At 71.7% G+C, this 18995-nt stretch carries 18 protein-coding genes; 7 read left to right on the top strand and 11 right to left on the bottom strand.

Annotation, left to right across the window (positions count from 1 at the left end; translation table 11 throughout):
* Window positions 1-47: 47 nt before the first annotated feature.
* Window positions 48-680 (bottom strand): TetR/AcrR family transcriptional regulator, encoded by a 633-nt coding sequence (locus NDW01_RS13570; RefSeq protein ID WP_252820428.1) that lies wholly within the window; start codon window positions 678-680, stop codon window positions 48-50.
* 201 nt (window positions 681-881) lie between these two features.
* Here NDW01_RS13570 and NDW01_RS13565 point away from each other — a divergent pair, with 201 nt between their 5' ends.
* Both NDW01_RS13565 and NDW01_RS13560 read left to right on the top strand, forming a co-directional pair.
* A complete protein-coding gene (locus NDW01_RS13565; protein WP_252820426.1) occupies window positions 882-2459 on the top strand; it encodes a succinic semialdehyde dehydrogenase in 1578 nt (525 codons plus the stop codon).
* A gap of 10 nt (window positions 2460-2469) precedes the next feature.
* Window positions 2470-4191, top strand: a complete 1722-nt coding sequence (locus NDW01_RS13560) for a GMC oxidoreductase (RefSeq protein WP_252820424.1) — start codon at window positions 2470-2472, stop codon at window positions 4189-4191.
* A gap of 26 nt (window positions 4192-4217) precedes the next feature.
* Here the strand turns inward: NDW01_RS13560 and NDW01_RS13555 are convergent, their stop codons facing one another.
* Entirely contained in the window at window positions 4218-4622 is a 405-nt protein-coding gene (locus NDW01_RS13555) for a type II toxin-antitoxin system VapC family toxin (RefSeq protein ID WP_252820422.1), read from the bottom strand.
* Window positions 4619-4846: a FitA-like ribbon-helix-helix domain-containing protein gene (locus tag NDW01_RS13550; protein ID WP_252820420.1), complete on the bottom strand. Its 228-nt coding sequence runs from the start codon at window positions 4844-4846 to the stop codon at window positions 4619-4621. Before NDW01_RS13550 ends, NDW01_RS13555 begins: the two co-directional genes overlap by 4 nt.
* A gap of 198 nt (window positions 4847-5044) precedes the next feature.
* Here NDW01_RS13550 and NDW01_RS13545 point away from each other — a divergent pair, with 198 nt between their 5' ends.
* Window positions 5045-5269 carry a hypothetical protein gene (locus NDW01_RS13545; protein ID WP_252820418.1) on the top strand — a complete coding sequence of 75 codons (225 nt, stop codon included), beginning with the start codon at window positions 5045-5047 and terminating at the stop codon, window positions 5267-5269.
* A gap of 308 nt (window positions 5270-5577) precedes the next feature.
* Window positions 5578-7149, top strand: coding sequence for a glutamine-hydrolyzing GMP synthase (gene guaA / locus NDW01_RS13540; protein WP_252820416.1), 1572 nt, complete (start codon window positions 5578-5580; stop codon window positions 7147-7149).
* Between the two features lie 78 nt (window positions 7150-7227).
* Here the strand turns inward: guaA and NDW01_RS13535 are convergent, their stop codons facing one another.
* Complete coding sequence (locus tag NDW01_RS13535) at window positions 7228-7767, bottom strand: carboxymuconolactone decarboxylase family protein (protein WP_252820414.1); 540 nt, start codon at window positions 7765-7767, stop codon at window positions 7228-7230.
* 103 nt (window positions 7768-7870) lie between these two features.
* On the bottom strand, window positions 7871-8425 hold the full coding sequence (locus NDW01_RS13530) for a peroxiredoxin (protein ID WP_252785770.1): 555 nt from the start codon (window positions 8423-8425) through the stop codon (window positions 7871-7873).
* A gap of 99 nt (window positions 8426-8524) precedes the next feature.
* On the opposite strand from NDW01_RS13530, the gene NDW01_RS13525 reads away from it, so the two are divergent.
* On the top strand, window positions 8525-9472 hold the full coding sequence (locus NDW01_RS13525; protein ID WP_252820673.1) for a hydrogen peroxide-inducible genes activator: 948 nt from the start codon (window positions 8525-8527) through the stop codon (window positions 9470-9472).
* A 36-nt stretch (window positions 9473-9508) separates the two neighbouring features.
* Here the strand turns inward: NDW01_RS13525 and NDW01_RS13520 are convergent, their stop codons facing one another.
* The 5 genes from NDW01_RS13520 to NDW01_RS13500 all read right to left on the bottom strand — a co-directional run bounded on the left by NDW01_RS13520 (window position 9509) and on the right by NDW01_RS13500 (window position 15687).
* Window positions 9509-10333 carry an SRPBCC family protein gene (locus NDW01_RS13520; protein WP_252820412.1) on the bottom strand — a complete coding sequence of 275 codons (825 nt, stop codon included), beginning with the start codon at window positions 10331-10333 and terminating at the stop codon, window positions 9509-9511.
* A 155-nt stretch (window positions 10334-10488) separates the two neighbouring features.
* On the bottom strand, window positions 10489-11334 hold the full coding sequence (locus NDW01_RS13515; RefSeq protein WP_252820410.1) for an FAD binding domain-containing protein: 846 nt from the start codon (window positions 11332-11334) through the stop codon (window positions 10489-10491).
* Complete coding sequence (locus NDW01_RS13510) at window positions 11331-13799, bottom strand: xanthine dehydrogenase family protein molybdopterin-binding subunit (protein WP_252820408.1); 2469 nt, start codon at window positions 13797-13799, stop codon at window positions 11331-11333. The genes NDW01_RS13515 and NDW01_RS13510 overlap by 4 nt, the downstream gene beginning before the upstream one ends.
* Before the next feature lie 64 nt (window positions 13800-13863).
* Window positions 13864-14358, bottom strand: coding sequence for a (2Fe-2S)-binding protein (locus NDW01_RS13505; protein WP_252820407.1), 495 nt, complete (start codon window positions 14356-14358; stop codon window positions 13864-13866).
* 528 nt (window positions 14359-14886) lie between these two features.
* Window positions 14887-15687, bottom strand: coding sequence for an SDR family NAD(P)-dependent oxidoreductase (locus NDW01_RS13500; RefSeq protein WP_252820404.1), 801 nt, complete (start codon window positions 15685-15687; stop codon window positions 14887-14889).
* Between the two features lie 106 nt (window positions 15688-15793).
* Here NDW01_RS13500 and NDW01_RS13495 point away from each other — a divergent pair, with 106 nt between their 5' ends.
* Complete coding sequence (locus NDW01_RS13495; protein WP_252820402.1) at window positions 15794-16393, top strand: TetR/AcrR family transcriptional regulator; 600 nt, start codon at window positions 15794-15796, stop codon at window positions 16391-16393.
* 262 nt (window positions 16394-16655) lie between these two features.
* Window positions 16656-18080, top strand: a complete 1425-nt coding sequence (locus NDW01_RS13490; RefSeq protein WP_252820400.1) for a hypothetical protein — start codon at window positions 16656-16658, stop codon at window positions 18078-18080.
* Window positions 18081-18175: 95 nt separating this feature from the next.
* On the opposite strand, the gene NDW01_RS13485 is transcribed toward NDW01_RS13490, so the two are convergent.
* Entirely contained in the window at window positions 18176-18961 is a 786-nt protein-coding gene (locus NDW01_RS13485; protein WP_252820398.1) for a thioesterase family protein, read from the bottom strand.
* Between the last annotated feature and the right edge of the window lie 34 nt (window positions 18962-18995).

Below are 18995 nucleotides of genomic sequence, written 5' to 3'. Positions count from 1 at the left end.
GCCGTAGGCGGTCACACCGTTCGAGCGCCTACGGCCCGGAGCGCACGTCAGTCGGAGGACGGGCCCAGGAGGAGGCCGACGCCGGAGCCGTACAGCTCGGCCGGCACCCGCTCCGGGTCGAGCAGGTGCTGCAGCGCCAGCCCGAACTCGATCGCCATGGCGAGCGAGGCCCGGTCCTCCGGGGACATCTCCGACCGGCCGCCGGCCAGGCCGGCGGCGAGCTCCTCGCGGCGGGCGTGGTACCAGTCGGCGATCCGCCAGCCCGCCGAGAAGTCGCGCATCCCGAACAGCCACAGCTCGACCAGCAGGAGCGCCCGCATCCGGGTCTCCTCGTCCGACAGCCGCTCGGCGTAGTGCCGTCCGACGTCGGCGCAGCGCTCGTCCTGCGGGCGCTCGGAGTCCCGCAGGGCGGGGCAGGCGCCGAGACCGGGCTCGGCCTGCGTGTAGCGCTCCAGCAGGGCGAGGACCAGGTCGGACTTGCTGGCGAAGTTGGAGTAGACCGCACCCTTCGTGAGCCCCGCCCGGGAGGCGATCTCGTCGAGTGAGGCGCCGCGGATCCCGCGTTCCGCCCAGAGCTTCTCGGCCGCGTCCAGGAGCGCGGCCCGTGTTTGGGCCCGCCGCTCCTGCCGGGGTGTGCGGCCTTCTTCGTTGCCGGCGGACCGGTCCGGGCCGGAGATCATTCTGCCCCCTCGTCTCGACGGTTCCTCGCCTCCTTCTCCGGAATACACCGTGCGGTGCAATCCGAGCCAGCAAATGCAGAACAAGGTGGCTCCGGAGCGGACCGAAATGGCATTGAGGACGGGCGATGTGGCGCTGACCACGCGAGCGAATGATTACCGAGCAGTAGCCATGAGGAGGACTCACGTCTTAGAGTTCCCTGCATGAAGGCACCCGCAGCGGCCTCGACCGGGGTACCCGTCACCGCTCCCGACCTCCCCGCGGAGGTGGTCGAGCGGCTCACCGCACGCGTCGCCTCCAGCGGCGAGACCGTCCGGATCGCCGCGCCGTTCACCGGCGCCCCGGTCGCCACGCTTCCCGTCTCGACCGGGGCGGACGTCGCCGCCGCGTACGAGCGGGCCCGCGCCGCGCAGGAGTCGTGGGCGCGGCTGTCCCCGGCCCGGCGCGCCGAGCCCTTCCTGCGGTTCCACGACGCGATCCTCGACCGGCGCGCGGAGGTCCTCGACCTCGTCCAGCTGGAGACGGGCAAGGCCCGCCGGCACGCCTTCGAGGAGGTCCTCGACGCCGCGGGTTGCACGCTGTACCACGCGCGCCGCGCGCCGGGCCTGCTGCGGCCGCGCCGCCGCCAGGGCATCATGCCCGCCGCGACCCGCGTCATCGAGTTGCGCCACCCCAAGGGCGTCGTCGGGGTCATCTCGCCGTGGAACTACCCCCTCGCGCTCGGCCTGACCGACGCCGTGCCCGCCCTGCTCGCCGGCAACGCGGTCGTGCACAAGCCGGACACCCAGACCGCGCTGTCCACCCTGTGGGCGATCGACCTGCTCGTCGAGTGCGGGCTGCCCGAGGACCTGTGGCAGGTCGTGATCGGCGATCCCGCGCGGATCGGCGACCCGCTGATCGAGGGCGCCGACTACGTCGCCTTCACCGGCTCCACCCGCGGCGGCCGGGTCATCGCCGACAAGGCCGCGGACCGGCTGATCGGCTACTCGCTCGAACTCGGCGGCAAGAACCCCATGATCGTCTTGGACGACGCCGACGTCGAGCGGGCCGCGCAGGGCGCCATCCGCGCCTGCTTCACCAACGCCGGCCAGCTGTGCATCTCGATCGAACGCCTCTACGTCGACGAGAGGATCTACGACCGGTTCGCCGAGCGCTTCGTCCACCGGGTCAAGAACATGCGGCTGGGCGCCGGGTTCGACGCCGACATGGGCTCGCTCACCTCCCAGCGCCAGCTCGACACCGTCACCCGGCACGTGGAGGACGCCGTGGCCAAGGGCGCGCGGCTTCTCGCCGGCGGGCGGCCGCGCCCCGGCGTCGGGCCGTACTTCTTCGAGCCGACCGTCCTGGAGGACGTCACGCCGGAGATGGAGCTGTGCGCGGGCGAGACGTTCGGCCCGGTCGTCGCGCTGTACCCGTTCTCCTCCGACGCCGAGGCCGTACGCCTGGCCAACGGCACGCCGTACGGGCTCAACGCCAGCGTGTGGACCGGTGACGTCGCGCGGGGCCGCAGGCTCGCCGCCCGGATCAAGGCCGGCACCGTCAACATCAACGAGGGGTACGCCTCCGCGTACGGCTCCTACGACGCGCCCATGGGCGGGATGAAGGAGTCCGGGGTGGGCCGCCGGCACGGCGCCGAGGGACTCCTCCGCTACACCGAGGCCCAGACGGTCGCCAGCCAGCACGGGCTCGGCTTTGAACCGATCCTCGGCATGTCCTACGAGACGTACGCCGCCCTGATCACGAACGGTCAGAAACTGCTGAAACGCCTTCGCCTCAGGTAGGAGCGCACGGATGGACTACGACGTCCTGGTCATCGGGTCGGGCTTCGGCGGCAGCGTCACCGCGCTCCGGCTCACCGAGAAGGGGTACCGCGTCGGCGTGCTGGAGGCCGGGCGCCGCTTCGACGACCCCGACGGCACGCCCGGCCGTCGCCACCAGGACCTGCCGAAGACCTCCTGGCGCACCCGTCGCTACCTCTGGGCGCCCGGCCTCGGCATGACCGGCATCCAGCGCATCCACCTGCTGCGCGGCGAGCGGGGCTCCCGCGTCCTCGTGCTCGCCGGCGCGGGGGTCGGCGGCGGCTCGCTCGTCTACGCGAACACCCTCTACGAGCCGCCGCAGCCGTTCTTCGACGACCCGCAGTGGCGGCACATCACCGACTGGAAGGCCGAGCTCCAGCCGTACTACGACCAGGCCAGGCGGATGCTGGGCGTCCGCACCAACCCGACCATGACCCCGGCCGACCGGGCGATCAAACGGGTCGCCGACCGCATGGGGCGCGGCGACACGTTCCACCTCACCCCGGTGGGAGTGCTGTTCGGCGACAAGCCGGGCGCGCCGGTCGACGACCCGTACTTCGGCGGCGCCGGGCCACGCCGCGTGACCTGCACCGAGTGCGGCTCCTGCATGACCGGCTGCCGCGTCGGCGCCAAGAACATGCTCACCGAGAACTACCTCTACCTCGCCGAGCACGCGGGCGCGAAGGTCATCTCGATGGCGACCGTCACCGCCGTGCGGCCGCGTCCCGGCGGCGGGTACGACGTCGAGATCACGCGGACCGGACGGCGCGGCGCGCGCTGGCGGCGCACGCTCACCGCCGAGCAGGTCGTCCTCTCCGCCGGCACGTACGGCACCCAGCGCCTGCTGCACCGGATGAAGGCCACCGGCGCGCTGCCCCGCCTGTCCGACCGCCTCGGCGTACGGACCCGGACCAACTCCGAGGCGATCCTCGGCGTCGAGCGGTTCCGCGCCAGGGGAGAGGACCACTCGCGCGGGCTGGCCATCACCTCGTCGTTCCACCCGGACGAGCACACCCACATCGAGCCCACCCGGTACGGACCCGGCTCGAACGCCATGGGCGGCCTCCGCTCCCTGCTCATCGACGGCGGCGGCCGCGTGCCCCGCTGGGCCAGGTTCCTCGGGCAGCTGGTCACGCACCCGTGGGACCTCGTGCGCCTGCCCAACCTGCGCAACTGGTCCCGGCGCACGATCATCGCGCTGGTCATGCAGACCAACGACAACTCGATCACCGTCCAGCCCTCGCCGTCCGGCCGCGGCCTGCGCGCCCGCCGCGGCCACGGCGAGCCGAACCCGACCTGGATCCCCCAGGCGCACCGCGCGGTCCGCATGCTGGCCGAGGAGATCGGCGGCTTCCCGGGCGGCACCTGGCTCGACCTGTTCAACATCCCGACGACCGCGCACTTCATCGGCGGCTGCACGATCGGGGACTCGCCCGAGGAGGGCGTCATCGACCCGTACCACCGCGTGTACGGCCACCCGGGCCTGCACGTCGTGGACGGGTCCACCGTCTCGGCCAACCTCGGCGTGAACCCCTCCCTGACCATCACCGCCCAGGCCGAACGCGCCATGGCCTTCTGGCCCAACCGCGGCGAACCGGACTCCCGCCCGGACCTCGGCACGCCGTACACGCGCCTCACCCCCGTGGCCCCGAAGAACCCGGCCGTCCCCGCCGACGCCCCCGCCGCCCTCCACCTCCCCACCACCCCCGCCTGACCCCGACGGCGACCGGGGCCGAGCCGTCAGTTCGGATAGTGGTGGATCTCGGCCAGGTGACCCGCCGCGGCGGCGAACTTCGCGTCATCGGTGAGCAGCGGCAGGCCCAGCGCTTCGGCCAATGCGACGTACATCGCGTCGTAGGCCGTCAGGTCGTGCCGGAGTTCCAGGGCACGCGGCTGGAGGGGCTGCATCGGATAGCGGGTGATGCTCAGGTCGGAGTAGTCCATGAGCATCTGCCCGGCCCGCTCCACAGTGATACGGACCTCGGGCTTGGACGTGATCGTGAAGCCGCGCACGACGCTGGAGACCTCAGCGTCGATGAGGGCGGGCGCGTGTACTCGCCGGGCGAGTCGTCGGCGCAAGAGCTCGTCGCCCTCCAGATTGGCCAGTAGCCGGATGATGATCGAGCAATCGACGACGAAGGTCATCGGCGACCGTCGTTCATGAACTCGCGTACGTCGTCCAGGCTGTACGTGATCGGCGCACGGGTCGCGATCCGGTCCATGACCTCTTCGACCGACGGGTTGGCGGCCGCTTCGGTCATGAGGTCACGCAGGTAGGCGGCGAGAGACTGGCCCCGTGCCTCCGCTCGCTGCTTCAACTTGGCGATGACGTCGTCAGGGACGTCACGCACCTGCACCACGGTTCCCATACCCCTAGCGTAGCCGCCATGCATGCACGAAGCATGCAGAATCAAGGGAAGTGGGCGTCCGGTCGCTGGGGTTGGGGGAGATGCCCAATAAGGATCTTCTCGGTGGGGCGTGCCCGAATGACACCTCTGGGGAAGGTTGCGTACTGCGATGTGATGAGCACGCAGTGTAGCCAAGTCTCGATGGAGGTGCATGTAACGATGGCGATTTCGGCCGACATGAACAAGGTGCTGGACCGCGGCTATGAGGACATGGACATGAAGCGGCTGGTCGACGCCCCGGTGGAGGCCCTGGCCGGTGTCAGCGAGAACGACGCGGAGATGCTGAAGAAGGCGTTCGGCATCAAGACGATCGGCGACATGGGCCGCAACAAGTACATGCAGGCCGCCTATGCGATCGTCCGCCTCGCGGAGGCCTGTAAGTAACCGCCCTCCTTGCCGCTTCGCCGTCGCCGTGGACACCTGATCACCCTGGTACGCCTGCCATAGGACGTCAACGGCGGCGGCGAAGACCTGTCGGGCGGGTGTGCGGCTCACGGATCATCCGCTCGATGATCGGCAGATTCCTCGCCTTCAGCGGCGCCCAGTTGCGGACGGCTTCTCGCGCTCGGCGAGGACGGTGCCGAGAGGGTCCACGCGGTCGGTATGAGCCGTTCGTACGACGGTGGCGGCGTTCGCGCAGGCAGCGGGCCCCTAGACTGGGAACGATCCCGACCTCCCGAAAGGCGTTCTCGGTGTCCGTCGAGTCAGTCGAGCAGTCCTTCGACACGGTCCTCGTTGTCGACTTCGGTGCGCAGTACGCGCAGCTCATCGCCCGTCGCGTGCGCGAGTGCCACGTGTTCAGCGAGATCGTGCCCTCGACCATGCCGGTCGAGGAGATGCTGGCCAAGCGGCCAAAGGCGATCATCTTGTCCGGTGGCCCCGCGTCGGTGTACGAGCCGGGCGCGCCCGCCGTGCCCACCGGCCTGTTCGAGGCCGGCGTGCCCACCCTGGGCATCTGCTACGGGTTCCAGGCGATGGCCAAGGAGCTCGGCGGCACGGTCGCCAACTCCGACATCGCCGAGTACGGCGCGACGCCGCTCACGGTGCTCGACCAGGGCCGGCTCCTCGCGGGGCTGCCCGCGGAGCAGTCGGTGTGGATGTCGCACCGCGTCACGTGCAGCGCCGCCCCGACCGGCTTCATCGTGACCGCCAGCACCGCCAGCGCGCCGGTCGCCGCCATGGAGGACGCCGCCCGCGGGCTCTACGGCGTGCAGTTCCACCCCGAGGTGATGCACACCGAGCACGGCCTCGAGGTGCTGAAGCACTTCCTGGAGGCGGCGGGCTGCCGCCCGTCCTGGACGATGGTCAACATCGTCGAGGAGTCGATCGAGGCCGTACGCGCCCAGGTCGGCGACAAGCGGGCGATCTGCGCGCTGTCCGGCGGCGTCGACTCCGCCGTGGCCGCCGCGCTCGTGCAGCGGGCCATCGGATCGCGCCTCACCTGCGTGTTCGTCGACCACGGGCTGCTGCGCAAGGGCGAGGCCGAGCAGGTCGAGAAGGACTTCGTGGCCGCCACCGGGGTCGACCTGAAGGTCGTCGACGCGGCCGACCGGTTCCTCGGGGCCCTGGAGGGCGTCACCGACCCGGAGACCAAGCGAAAGATCATCGGCCGGGAGTTCATCCGGGTCTTCGAGCAGGCGGCCCGCGAGATCGTCGGAGAGCACGGCGAGGCCGTCGAGTTCCTGGTGCAGGGCACGCTCTACCCGGACGTCGTCGAGTCCGGCGGCGGCACCGGCGCGGCCAACATCAAGTCCCACCACAACGTCGGCGGGCTGCCCGAGGATCTTCAGTTCTCGCTGGTCGAGCCGCTGCGCACGCTGTTCAAGGACGAGGTGCGCCGGCTCGGAGAGGAGCTCGGCCTGCCGGCCGAGATCGTGTGGCGGCAGCCGTTCCCCGGCCCCGGCCTGGGCATCCGGATCATCGGCGCCGTGACCCGCGACCGCCTCGAGGTGCTCCGCGAGGCCGACGCGATCGCCCGCGAGGAGCTCACCCGCGCCGGCCTCGACCGCGACATCTGGCAGTTCCCGGTCGTGCTGCTCGCCGACGTCCGCTCGGTCGGGGTGCAGGGCGACGGCCGCACGTACGGCCACCCCGTCGTGCTGCGCCCCGTGACCAGCGAGGACGCCATGACCGCCGACTGGGCGCGGCTGCCGTACGACCTGCTGCAGCGGATCTCCACGCGGATCACGAACGAGGTCGCGGAGGTCAACCGCGTGGTCGTCGACATCACCAGCAAGCCGCCGGGCACCATCGAGTGGGAGTGACGCCCGGGTCGGATCCCCGGCTCGGGAAGCCGCGCCCGGCGCCTGCTGACCGGCCGCCGGGCCGCGGCCGGCCGTGGGTCACGCCGGGGTGAGCACGCCCTCGGCGTCGAGGGTGGCGGCGACCCCGTTCACGACGGCGGCGATGCGCAGGCCCTCCTGCACCAGCTCCCGCGAGAAGCCCTGCTCGCGCAGCGTCTTCTCGTGGGAGTCCAGGCAGCGGCCGCAGCCGTTGATCGCCGAGACGGTGAGGCACCACAGCTCGAAGTCGGCCTTCTCGACGCCCGGGTTCCCGATCACGCTCATCCGCAGCTTCGCCGGCAGCGTGGCGTACGTCTCGTCCTCGATGAGGTGGGTCGAGCGGTAGTAGACGTTGTTCATCGCCATGATGGCCGCGGCGGCCTTGGCCGCCTGGAACGCCTCCGCGGACAGGTGCTCGGCGGCGTCCTCCGCCAGCGCCGCGATCACCTGCGCACTGCGGGTCGCCATCGCGCCGGCCAGGACCGCGCCCCACAGCTGCTGCTCCGACAGCTGCGACGTGGACGTCACCGACCCGAGGTTCAGCTTGAGGTCCTTGGCGTACGCCGGAAGGGCGCTCTTCAGGGTGTCGACACCACTCATGTCATCCTCCAGATGCTTCGAAGACGGGCTGACGGGGCTCGCCCCCGCAAGCCCCGTCAAGACGACGGCCGGCCGCGAGGTCAGCGGCCGGCCGGTCGGTCGATCAGACGCCCGCCATCAGCTTCTTGGCGTCGAGCGTCGACTCGCCCTTGTTCCAGTTGCAGGGGCAGAGCTCGTCGGACTGCAGCGCGTCGAGGACCCGCAGGACCTCCTTGACGTTGCGGCCGACCGAGCCCGCGGTCACCATCGTGAACTGGATCTCGTTGTTCGGGTCGACGATGAAGGTCGCGCGCTGGGCCACGCCCTCGTCGGTGAGGATGCCGAGCTCCGAGGTCAGCTCGCGCTTGACGTCCGACAGCATCGGGAACGGCAGCTCGCGCAGGTCCGGGTGGTCCTTGCGCCAGGCGTGGTGGACGTACTCCGAGTCGATGGACACGCCGAGCACCTGCGCGTCCCGGTCCGCGAAGTCCTCGTTCAGCCGGCCGAACTCCGCGATCTCCGTCGGGCAGACGAAGGTGAAGTCCTTGGGCCAGAAGAACACGACGCGCCACTTGCCGTCGTAGGACTTGTGGTTGATCCGCTCGAACGCGTTCTCCGGGTCGAGCGAGACGCATGCGGTGAGATCGTACTCCGGGAACTGGTCACCGACCGTGAGCACTCGTAGGCCTCCTTGCCAGACGGGTGTTGGATGACTCCCAGGGTGCCTTAGGTATCGTTGATCTGCGAAATCGGCTCCCCCGAAGGATTTCGATAGGAGATTACTATCAGCCGCCCCACCGTCGCCCAGCTTCGCGCGTTTCTCGCCCTGGCGGAGCACCTGCACTTCCGGGAGGCCGCGGCGGCGCTCCGGTTGAGTCAGCCCGCGCTGTCCGGCGCGGTCGCCGCCCTGGAGGAGACGCTGAACGCCCGCCTGGTCGAGCGAACGACCCGGCGCGTGCTGCTCACCCCCGAGGGCGAGCGTGTCGCCCGCCGCGCCGAGCGGGTCCTGGCCGAGCTCGACGGCCTGGTCGAGGAGGTGTCCGCGCCGCGCCGCCCGTTGAGCGGCCCGCTGAACCTCGGGGTCATCCCGACCGTCGCGCCGTACCTCCTGCCGGTCGTGCTGCCCGGCCTCGCGCGCGCGTACCCCGACCTGCGGCTCGCCGTACGTGAGCAGCAGACACGCGACCTGGTGGAGGAGCTGCGGGCCGGCCGGCTCGAGGTCGCGATCCTGGCGCTCCCGGCCGACGAGGGGTTCGCCGAACTCCCGCTGTACGAGGAGGACTTCGTCCTGCTCGCGCCCGAGTCGTACGGGCTCGGCGCCGGGCCGGTGGGCAGGGACGTCGTCCGCGACCTCGACGTGCTGCTGCTGAACGAGGGCCACTGCCTGCGGGATCAGGCCCTGGAGATCTGCCGGGAGGCCGGCGCGAGGCCCGGCGACGCGACGTACGCCACGAGCCTCGCCACGCTCGTGCAACTGGTGTCCGGCGGGCTCGGCGTGACGCTGGTGCCCGAGTCGGCGCTGCCGGTCGAGACGCGCCGCGCGGAGCGTCTCTCCGTCACCCGGTTCGGCGATCCCGCGCCGTACCGCCGGATAGGGATCATCTATCGGCGTACGAGTCCGCGCGCCGACGACTTCGCGTTGCTCGCCCAGGCGGTCCGCGCGTCCGTACACGCCCGCCGCTGGCGAGTCCGGTTGCCCACCGTGACCGCCCTGGGCGACCGTTAGGCCGCTACGCGCGGCGGCGATCGCGACGGCGTGAGGTCAGCGACGCCGCCGGATGAGACGCCACACCGTCCAGAGCAGGACCAGCGCGGCGGCCACCGGGGCGACCCGCTTGACAACGGACGGGCCGGCCACCTGCAGCAGGTCGATCGGCTCCGCCTCCCGCCGGGCCGGTGCCGCCTCGCGACGGGCCGGCGGCTCGGCGGGCCGGGCGGCCGTCACCGGCTCTGGGGCGGCCTGCGCCTGTTCGGTCGCTTCAGCCGGTCCGGCCGGTTCGGTCGCCTCGGCCGGGGATGCCGCGGCGGTGCCGCTCTCCTTCTCCGCGGCGGTGCCGACGGCCTCCTCGGAGATGGCCGCGCTCGCGGCCTCCTCCTCGGCCCTGGCCTCGGCCGGTGCGCCGGTGCCCTCCGTCTCCTCGGGCTCGGCGGCCAGTTCGGCGGCGAGGTTGTCGGCGAACCTGCCGATCAGCCGGCCGCCGACCTCGGCCAGGATGCCCCGGCCGAACTGCGCGGGCCGGCCGGTGACGTTCAGCTTGGTGTGCACGGTGACGCGCGTCCGGCCGTCGTCCTCGTTCAGCCGTGCCTGGACCGTGGCGGAGGCGGTGCCCGGTCCCCGGGCCTCCTTGCCGGACGCCTCGATCACCACGGTGCGGGCCTCTTCGTCGCGGGAGGCGATGCGGGCCGTGCCCCGGTAGGTCACGGTCATCGCGCCGAGACGCACTTTCAGCCGGCCGGTGAACTCGTCGGTCTCGGCCGCGTCCAGCGTCGCCCCCGGCATGCAGGGCGCGATCCGCTCGACGTCGAGCAGTACCCGCCACGCCTGGTCCACCGGCACCGGAACGGTGAACTCGTGGTCGAGTTCCATGCGCTGCCTCCTCGTGTTCGGCGGTCTGCGGTGACATTACGACCGAGTTCACCGCGTACGCCACTGAAAAGGGGGTGATGGTGTGGTCCGCCGCCTGACCCGCCTCAGGCGCCGTGCGGTGCGTACCCGAGGCGGGCGGGGCGGACACGGCAGTGTCAGGCGCCCGCGGCCGCCGCGAGGGCGCGGGCGGTCAGGACCTGGGCGAGGTGCCGCCGGTACTCGGCCGAGCCGTGCAGGTCGCTCGGCGGGCTGGTACCGTCCGGGGCGTCGTGCGCCGCCGCCTGGAACGCCTGGCGGGACGCCGGCCCGTCGGCGACGGCCGTCTCGACGGCGTGGGCCCGGACGGGCGTCGGGCCCATGTTGGTCAGGCCGATGCGAGCCTCGGCGATCTCGCCGTTCACGCGCCGGACGAGGCACGCGACGCCGACGATCGCCCACGCCTGCGCCGTACGGTGGAACTTCTCGTAATGGTGGCCCCAGCCGGTGTACGCCTTCGGCAGGCGTACGCCCAGGAGGATCTCGTCCGGCTCCAGCGCCGACGTCAGGTAGTCGGTGAAGAAGTCGCGGACCGGGATCTCCCGCGCCGACGTCACGACCACGCCGTCCATCGCCAGCACCACGGCCGGCAGGTCACCGGCCGGGTCGGCGTGCGCGAGCGAGCCGCCGAGCGTGCCCCGATGGCGGACCGCCGGATCGGCGACCGTGGCGGTGGCCGCGGCGAGCAGCGGCGCGTGCGCCTGGACCAGCGGGTCGCGGATCACCTCGTAGTGGGTGGTCATCGCCCCGATGAGCAGGGAGTCCCCCTCGTCGCGTATGCCGCGCAGCTCCGGCAGGCCGGAGACGTCGACGAGGACCTCGGGGTAGGCCAGCCGGAGCCGGAGCAGCGGCATCAGGCTCTGCCCGCCCGCGATGACCTTGCCCTCCTCATCCGCCTCGCGCAGGGCGGCGACCGCGTCGCTCAGCGAGGACGGCCGTACGTAGTCGAAGGTCGCCGGGATCATGCCGCACCTCCCGCGGAGCCGAGGCCGCCGCCCGCGCCGGGTTCGGGTGATCCTCCGGGCGGCGCGGCGCCGCGCCGGGCCTCGGTCAGCGCCCGCCAGACCCGTTCGGGCGTGCAGGGCATGGGCACGTCGTCGACCCCGTACGGGCGCAGGGCGTCGACGATCGCGTTGACGACCGCCGGTGTCGAGGCGATCGTGCCCGCCTCGCCGACCCCCTTGACGCCCAGCGGGTTCGTGGTCGCCGGGGTCTCCGTACGGTCGGTCGTGAACGTCGGCAGGTCCGCCGCCGAGGGCACCAGGTAGTCGGCCATCGTGGTCGTCGTCAGGTTCCCGTCGTCGTCGTACACCGCCTCCTCGTACAGCGCCTGCGCGATGCCCTGCGCCAGCCCGCCGTGCACCTGGCCCTCGACGATCAGCGGGTTGACGACCTTCCCGACGTCGTCGACGGCGACGTACGAGCGGAGCTTCACGAACCCCGTCTCGGTGTCGACCTCGGCGGCGCACAGGTGCGTGCCGTGCGGGAACGAGAAGTTCTCCGGATCGTGGGTGGCCTCGGAGTCCAGGGACGGCTCGAACCCCTCGGGCAGGTCGTGCGCCGCGAACGCGGCCAGCGCCACCTCCTGCAGCGTACGGGCCTGGCCCGGCACGCCCTTCACCGCGAACGACCCGCCGGAGAACTCGATGTCGCCCTCGTCGGCCTCCAGCAGGTGCGCGGCCATCCGGCGCGCCTTGTCGATCACCTTGTCGCAGGCGTTGAACAGCGCGACCCCGCCGACGGCGAGGGACCGCGAGCCGTACGTGTCCATGCCCTTCGGCGAGACGCTGGTGTCACCGTGCAGCACCCGGACGTCCTCGAACGGCACGCCGAGCCGGTCGGCGGCGATCTGCGCCCACGCGGTCTCGTGCCCCTGCCCGTGCGCGGACGACCCGGTGACGACCTCGACCTTGCCGGACGGCAGCACCCGTACGGAGGCGTGCTCCCAGCCGCCCGCGCCGTACGACAGGGAGCCCAGGACCCGTGACGGCGCCAGCCCGCACATCTCGGTGAACGTCGACACGCCGATGCCCAGCTGGACGGGGTCGCCGCGGTCCCGCCGGTCGGCCTGCTCGGCGCGCAGCTTGTCGTACTCGAACAGCCGCAGGGCCTTCTCGGTGGCGGCCTCGTAGTTGCCGGAGTCGTACGTCAGCCCGGAGATCGTGTCGTAGGGGAACTCCTCGTGCCGGATCCAGTTGCGCCGGCGCACTTCGATGGGGTCCAGGCCCAGCTCGTTCGCGAGCTCGTCCATCAGCCGCTCGATGCCGAACGTCGCCTCCGGCCGGCCCGCGCCCCGGTACGCGTCGGTCGGCGTCTTGTTCGTGAACACGCCGGTGCAGGTGAAGGAGTAGGCGTCCATCTTGTAGATGCCGTTGAACATGAACGCGCCGAGCAGCGGCACGCCGGGCGTGACCAGCATGAGGTAGGCGCCCATGTCGGCGAGCAGGTCGACCTTCAGCCCGCGGATCCGGCCGTCGCGGTCGGCGGCGAGCGAGAGCCGCTGGATCTGGTCGCGGCCGTGGTGCACGGCCATGTTCCCCTCGCTGCGGGACTCGGTCCACTTCACCGGGCGGCCGAGCCGCCGGGCCAGCAGCAGGCAGACGACCTCCTCGCCGTACACCTGCAGCTTTGAACCGAACCCGCCGCCGACGTCGGGCGCGACGACCCGCAACCTGTGCTCGGGGATGCCGGTGACCGTGGCGAGCATCAGCCGCAGGATGTGCGGGATCTGCGTCGCCGACCACAGGGTGTACTCGTCGCCGACGGCCGAGCAGACCACCGCGCGGGGCTCCATCGCGGTCGGGATCAGCCGCTGCTGGACGTACCGGCGCTCGATCACCACGGGCGCGTCCCGGAACGCCGCGTCCGGCTCGCCGGCCTCGAAGACCCAGGTGTAGCTCTTGTTGGTGCCCTTGTCGGCGTGGACGAGGTCGGCGCCCTCCTCGACCGCGCGCTCCATGTCGACGACGGCGGGCAGCGGCTCGTAGTCGACGTCGACGGCCTCCAGCGCGTCCACCGCGGCGTACCGGTCCCGGGCCACGACGACGGCCACCGGCTCGCCGACGTAGCGCACCTCGTCGACGGCGATCGGCGGGTGGTCGGGCAGGACCATGTCGTCAGTGACCGGCCACGCGCATGGCAGGCTGCCCTGCTCGTCGGCGAGGTCGGCCCCGGTGAAGACGGCGATCACGCCGGGCCGGGCGCGGGCGGCCTCCGCGTCGATCCGGCCGATCCGGGCGTGGCTGATGGGGCTGCGCAGGAACGCGACGTGCAGCAGACCGGGCAGCTGGATGTTGTCGGTCCAGGTGGTGCGCCCGGTGATCAGCCGGGCGTCCTCCGTACGCCGGCGGGCGCGGCCCACCTCCGACTTCGCGTCGGGCGTGCCCGGGGTGACCTGCTCGGCGACGGCCTCCGGGGCTATCTCGCTCATGAGGCCTCCTTCGTCGGAGGAGTGACCAGGCGCGCTGTGCCTCCGATTCGCTCGCTCCGCTCGCTCACCGGTGTGCCTCCTCGGCCTGGTCGCTTTGGCGCATGTCGTTCGCGGCCCGGCGGACGGCGCGGACGATGTTCTGGTAGCCGGTGCAGCGGCACAGGTTGCCCTCGAGCCCGGCGCGGATCTCCTCGTCGGAGGGGTCGGCGTTCTCGCGCAGCAGGTCGAGCGAGGCCATGATCATGCCGGGGGTGCAGTAGCCGCACTGCAGGGCGTGCTCCTCGTGGAACGCGCGCTGCATCGGGTGCAGGTTCCGCCCGTCGCCCAGGCCCTCGATGGTGGTGATCTCGTGTCCGTCCGCCTGTACGGCGAGGACGGAGCAGCTCTTGACGCTGAGGCCGTCCATCAGGACGGTGCAGGCGCCGCAGTTCGACGTGTCGCAGCCGATCGGGGTGCCCACCTTGCCCAGCCGGTCGCGAAGATAGTGGGCGAGCAAGAGGCGTGGCTCGACGTCGTCGTCGTATCTCACGCCGTCGACCTCCACCGACACGCGCGGCATACGTTCCTCCCGGGGTGCGTACTCGGATATCGGGCAGGCCGTGCCCGGGAGGCCGCACGGGCGTGCCGGAGCGGCGCCCCGCAGGTGCCGGAGCGACGGCCCTGCGGGTGTACCGAGACGGCACCCGGCCGCGTACGCGCGATGGAACGGCGGACGCCGGCCGTGCGCCGGCTCCCGGTGCACGGGGTGGTGCTCGGGCGTCAGCCCTGGTTGAACTGGTGGTGCGTGTTCACCTTGTGGCCGCGCCGGGCGCCTTCGCGGTGCTTGCGGCGGATCTTGGCGGCAGATCGTCTGGTGCGCTGCGTACGGCTTCGCGACATCGCTTGCTCCAGTGGCAGGAGGCGTTGCGTGTTGTCAACGTAAGCCCGGAATGCCGGGAAGGCCAGAGGTGAAACGAAACCTGGCCATTGGTTGACCCCGCCTCGGCCGTACGGTGAACGCCGGGGCCCGGCCCCCCACACGGCCGGGGCGCCGGCCCACCGCACGGCCGGGGACGCGCGGCTCTTCGCAGGGCGGCGTCCTGCCGGCCTACTGCACGCTGCGAACGGTTCCGCCGTCGACCCGGAGGGTCGCTCCGCTGATGTAGTCGGCCAAGGGGCTCGCGAGGAAGGCGACGGCCGAGGCGATCTCCTCCGGCCGGCCCATGCGCCCGGTGTCGTTGGGCACGAGCTGCTCGCTCGCCGCTCGTTCGATGTCCTCCCAGTCCTCGCCCCAGCCGCGTTCCGGCGCGGTCCGGGTGAGCAGGTTCTTCACGGCCTCGACCAGGATCGCTCCCGGGCCGACCACATTGGAGGTCACGCCGGTGCCCTTCAGCTCACGGGCGAGCGATACCGCGAGGTTGTGGCGTGCGGCCAGGGTGGCGTTGTACTGCGGGTGGGTGTTCATCGGCTGGATCGCCAGGCCGCCGCCGATCGTGATCACTCGCCCCCAGCCGCGTTCCCGCATCCGGGGCACCAGGCGCTGGATCATCCGGACCCCGGAGATGACGTTCGCCTCGTAGGTCGCGCGCCAGTCCTCGGGAGTCGCGTCCGTCCACGACAGATGCTCATAGGACCCGGCGTTGTTGACCAGGACGTCGATCGGGCCGCCCTCCAGGGCCGCACCGGCCACCGCGTCGGCGCCCGCATCCGTGGTGAGGTCGCCGATGGCGTATCCGGCCCTGCCGCCCGCTTCGACGATCGCCGCGGCGACGGACTTCGCGCGCGTCTCGTCCCGGCCATGCACGACGACCTCGGCGCCCTCCGCGCCGAGCAGCAGGGCCATCGCCTCGCCGAGGCCGGAGCTGGACCCGGTGATCAGCACACGCTTGCCGGACAGTTTCAGATCCATGGGTTCACCCGCGTTTCGCAGAGTCGTGGACATCGGTCCCGCGACCGATGTCTACGACTGTAGACCTTTTGGGGGACGCATGTCTACAGGCGTATACGCTTGCCCTGTGAACGATCAGAGACGGCCGGAGACCACCGGCCCCAAGCGACAGCGCAACGCCGCCGCCACGCGGAACGCGATCCTCGACTCGGCGATCAGGGCGTTCACCAGGCACGGCTACGACGGCGTCGGGGTCCGCGAGATCGCCCGCGACGCGGGAGTGACGGCGATGCTGGTCAACCGCTACTTCGGTTCAAAGGAGAAACTCTTCGCCGAGGCCGTCGACGCCTCATTCGCCCCGGCGACCGTGATCTCCGAGGACTCCGCATCCCTGGCGGCGACCCTCGCCCGGCGGCTCGTGGAACGAACGGATCCGGACGCCGAGACCCTCGATCCGTTCCTGCTCCTGCTGCGCTCGGCCCCCAATCCGCGGGCTGCGGAGATCATGAGAGCCGGCACGGAACGGCACGCCGGGCACCGCCTCGCCGAGCTCCTCGACGGGCCGGACCCCGAGCGACGCGCGGCACTCGCGAACTCGCTGATCGCCGGGTTCTGGCTGATGCGCGCCGTCATCCAGAGCACCGCGCTCACCGAGACCGATCCCGCGGACCTCACGGCCCGCCTCGAACGCGCCTTCGACGCGCTGCTCTCGCCGCCCGGGACCTGACCGCAGGGCGGTGCCCGGCGCGGAATTCGGGTGGACCGGCGAGGAGAATGCGAAGATGCGAAATGAGATCGACGAGCTTTGACGGGCGGCCGGTCCGGAGGACCGCGAAAGCTCCTGACCGCATCCTGTCCGTCGACCGGGTCGTCACCGGCCCGCCGTGTGAGATGTGAGAGGCGCTGACCAGGCTTTCGCCACGAAGTTTCCGACAAATCGATCAAAGCGGTGGGATCGTGGTGTTCCGTCACGTTCGAACGGAGGGGTCGTGACGAGTCTCGAGGAGCGCGTCGCCGATGATCCTGGCCCGGTGGTGGCGGACGGGGAGGCTCCCGGCCGCCTGAGCCGCGGCCTGGCGTTCGCCCGCCGGCACCGCGTCATCCTCGCCGTCCTCGCGCCGGCCGTCGCGCTCCGCCTGGTCACGATGCTCGGCTACCGGGGCGCGATGTGGTTCCCCGACTCGTACGACTATGTCAGCGGGGCATTGACCCTCACGCCGAACCTCATCCGGCCCAGCGGGTACTCCCTGTTCCTCTGGCTGCTGTCCCCGTTCCACAGCCTGACCCTCGTCGTCCTCGTCCAGCACGCCATGGGCGTCGCCGTCGGGGTGCTGGTGTACGCGCTGCTGCGGCACCGGTTCGGACTGCCCGGCTGGGCGGCGTCCGTGGCCGCGGTGCCCGCGCTGTTCGACGCCTTCGGCGTCCAGCTCGAGCACCTGATCATGTCCGACACGCTGTTCACCTTCCTGCTGACGCTGGCGGTGACGCTCGCGCTGTGGGACAAGGCGCCGAGCACCCGGCGGCTGGCCGTGGTCTGCCTGCTCGTCGGCCTCGCGACGGTCACCCGCTCGGTGGGCCTCCCGATCCTCGTCCTCACCCTCGCCTGGCTGGCCGTACGCCGGGCGGGGCGTCGCGCCATCGCCGCCGGCCTCGTCGCCGGGCTGCTGCCGGTCGTGCTGTACGCGGGGTGGTTCTCCTCCCGTACGCACCGGTTCGCGCTGACGTACAGCACGGGGATCTTCCTCTACAGCAGGACCATGTCGTTCGCCGACTGCCGCAAGATCAAGCCGCCGGTCGAGGAACTGCCGCTGTGCATCAGCACGCCGCCCGCCGAGCGGGAACGGTCGCAGTTCTACATCTGGGGCCGCATCTCGCCGTTCCACCGGCTCGGCGAGCGCAAGTTCACCCCCGACGTCGAGGGCCGGGCGGGCGACTTCGCCCAGCGGGCGATCATGGCCCAGCCCGGCGACTACGCCGAGACCGTGACCTCCGACCTGCTGCGGACGTTCCGGTGGCACCACCCGCCGTTCCCGGACCCCGACACGTACGACTACTACCTCTTCCAGGCCCACCCGCCGCAGCCGTCGGCCACGGCGGCGGCCCGGATGCGCGCGTACGCTCCCGGACACCTGAACACGCACGTCGTCCGGCCGTACGCCTCGATCATGCAGGTCTACCAGCGTTTCTTCTTCGTACGCGGCGCGATGTTCGGCGTGATCCTGCTGGCGGGCCTCGTCGCGCTGGTGCGCCGCCGCTGGGCGGCGCTACTGCCGTGGGCGGTGGCGGTGGCCGCCATCGTGGTGCCGCCGACCACCGCCGAGTTCGACTATCGCTACGTCATCCCGGCGCTCCCCGTCGCCTGCGTCGCCGCCGCCCTCGCCTTCCGCCGCGACCCCGCGCTCACCGCCGAGTGACGTGAGCGGCACCGGATAGGCGTCGTTTCCCCCCGACGTCCCCCGCCCTTGTTCACCGGAGCCAAGGGCGGGGGATTTCACATGTCCGGGCGGAATCAGCGTTGGCGGACCAGGAGGGGCTGATTCACGTCGCCGAGGTGGCCGTCGAGGTCGGACAGGGTGGCGTGGGTGAGGCCCAGGCCGTCGTCGGCCAGGTGGGTGCGGCAGTCCATGTGCACCCATTCGCCGTCGGGATGGCGCAGCAGCGTGGTGGTCATGGTGGGCGGGATGGACAGCCACTGCTGGATGGGCAGCGTCGCCGACAGCCCGTTGGCGGCGTCGGCGACGATCAGCGCGCGGGCCAGGCCGGTGAGCTTCTGGCCGGCGATCAACGGGATGCGCACGCGGGTCCAGACCTCGGCGAGGCCGAGCGGCTCGCGGCCGCCGCGGATGAACCGCCATTCGATGGCCTGGCCATAGCCCCAGTCGGGCAGATCGAGCAGCGAGTGCCAGTCGTCCGGGTCCTGCGGGATCGGCGGCGGCGCGACCCGTTCGGTCTTCACCGGGGGAGTCGGGCCCGTCGCGATGTGCCAGGTGCGGGCGGTCACCGCCGCTTTGCCGTCGACGACCAGGTGCGCCTCGGTGAGACGGATCTGCCGGCCGGGCCGCAGCGTGGTGACCTCGACGCGGGCCGGGCGGCGGGGGATGGGGCCGAGGAAGTCCACCGAGACCCGTGCCAGGCGCATGCCGGGTCCGACGGTGGCGTCGATGACGTGGGCCAGCAGCGCGGTCGGGGGCCCGCCGTGCTGCGCGGCGCCGTCCCAGGGGCTCTCGGTGGCGCCTGTCGGCTCGTAGACGTCGTCGCCGGCAGGCAGGTAGAAGGCATCGGGCTGATCGCTCATGGACCAATATTCGGACAAAGAGCCCTCGGTACAC

The sequence above is a fragment of the Actinoallomurus soli genome (assembly GCF_024055715.1).
Classification (GTDB): domain Bacteria; phylum Actinomycetota; class Actinomycetes; order Streptosporangiales; family Streptosporangiaceae; genus Actinoallomurus; species Actinoallomurus soli.
This window is presented reverse-complemented; position numbering and strand designations above follow the sequence as displayed.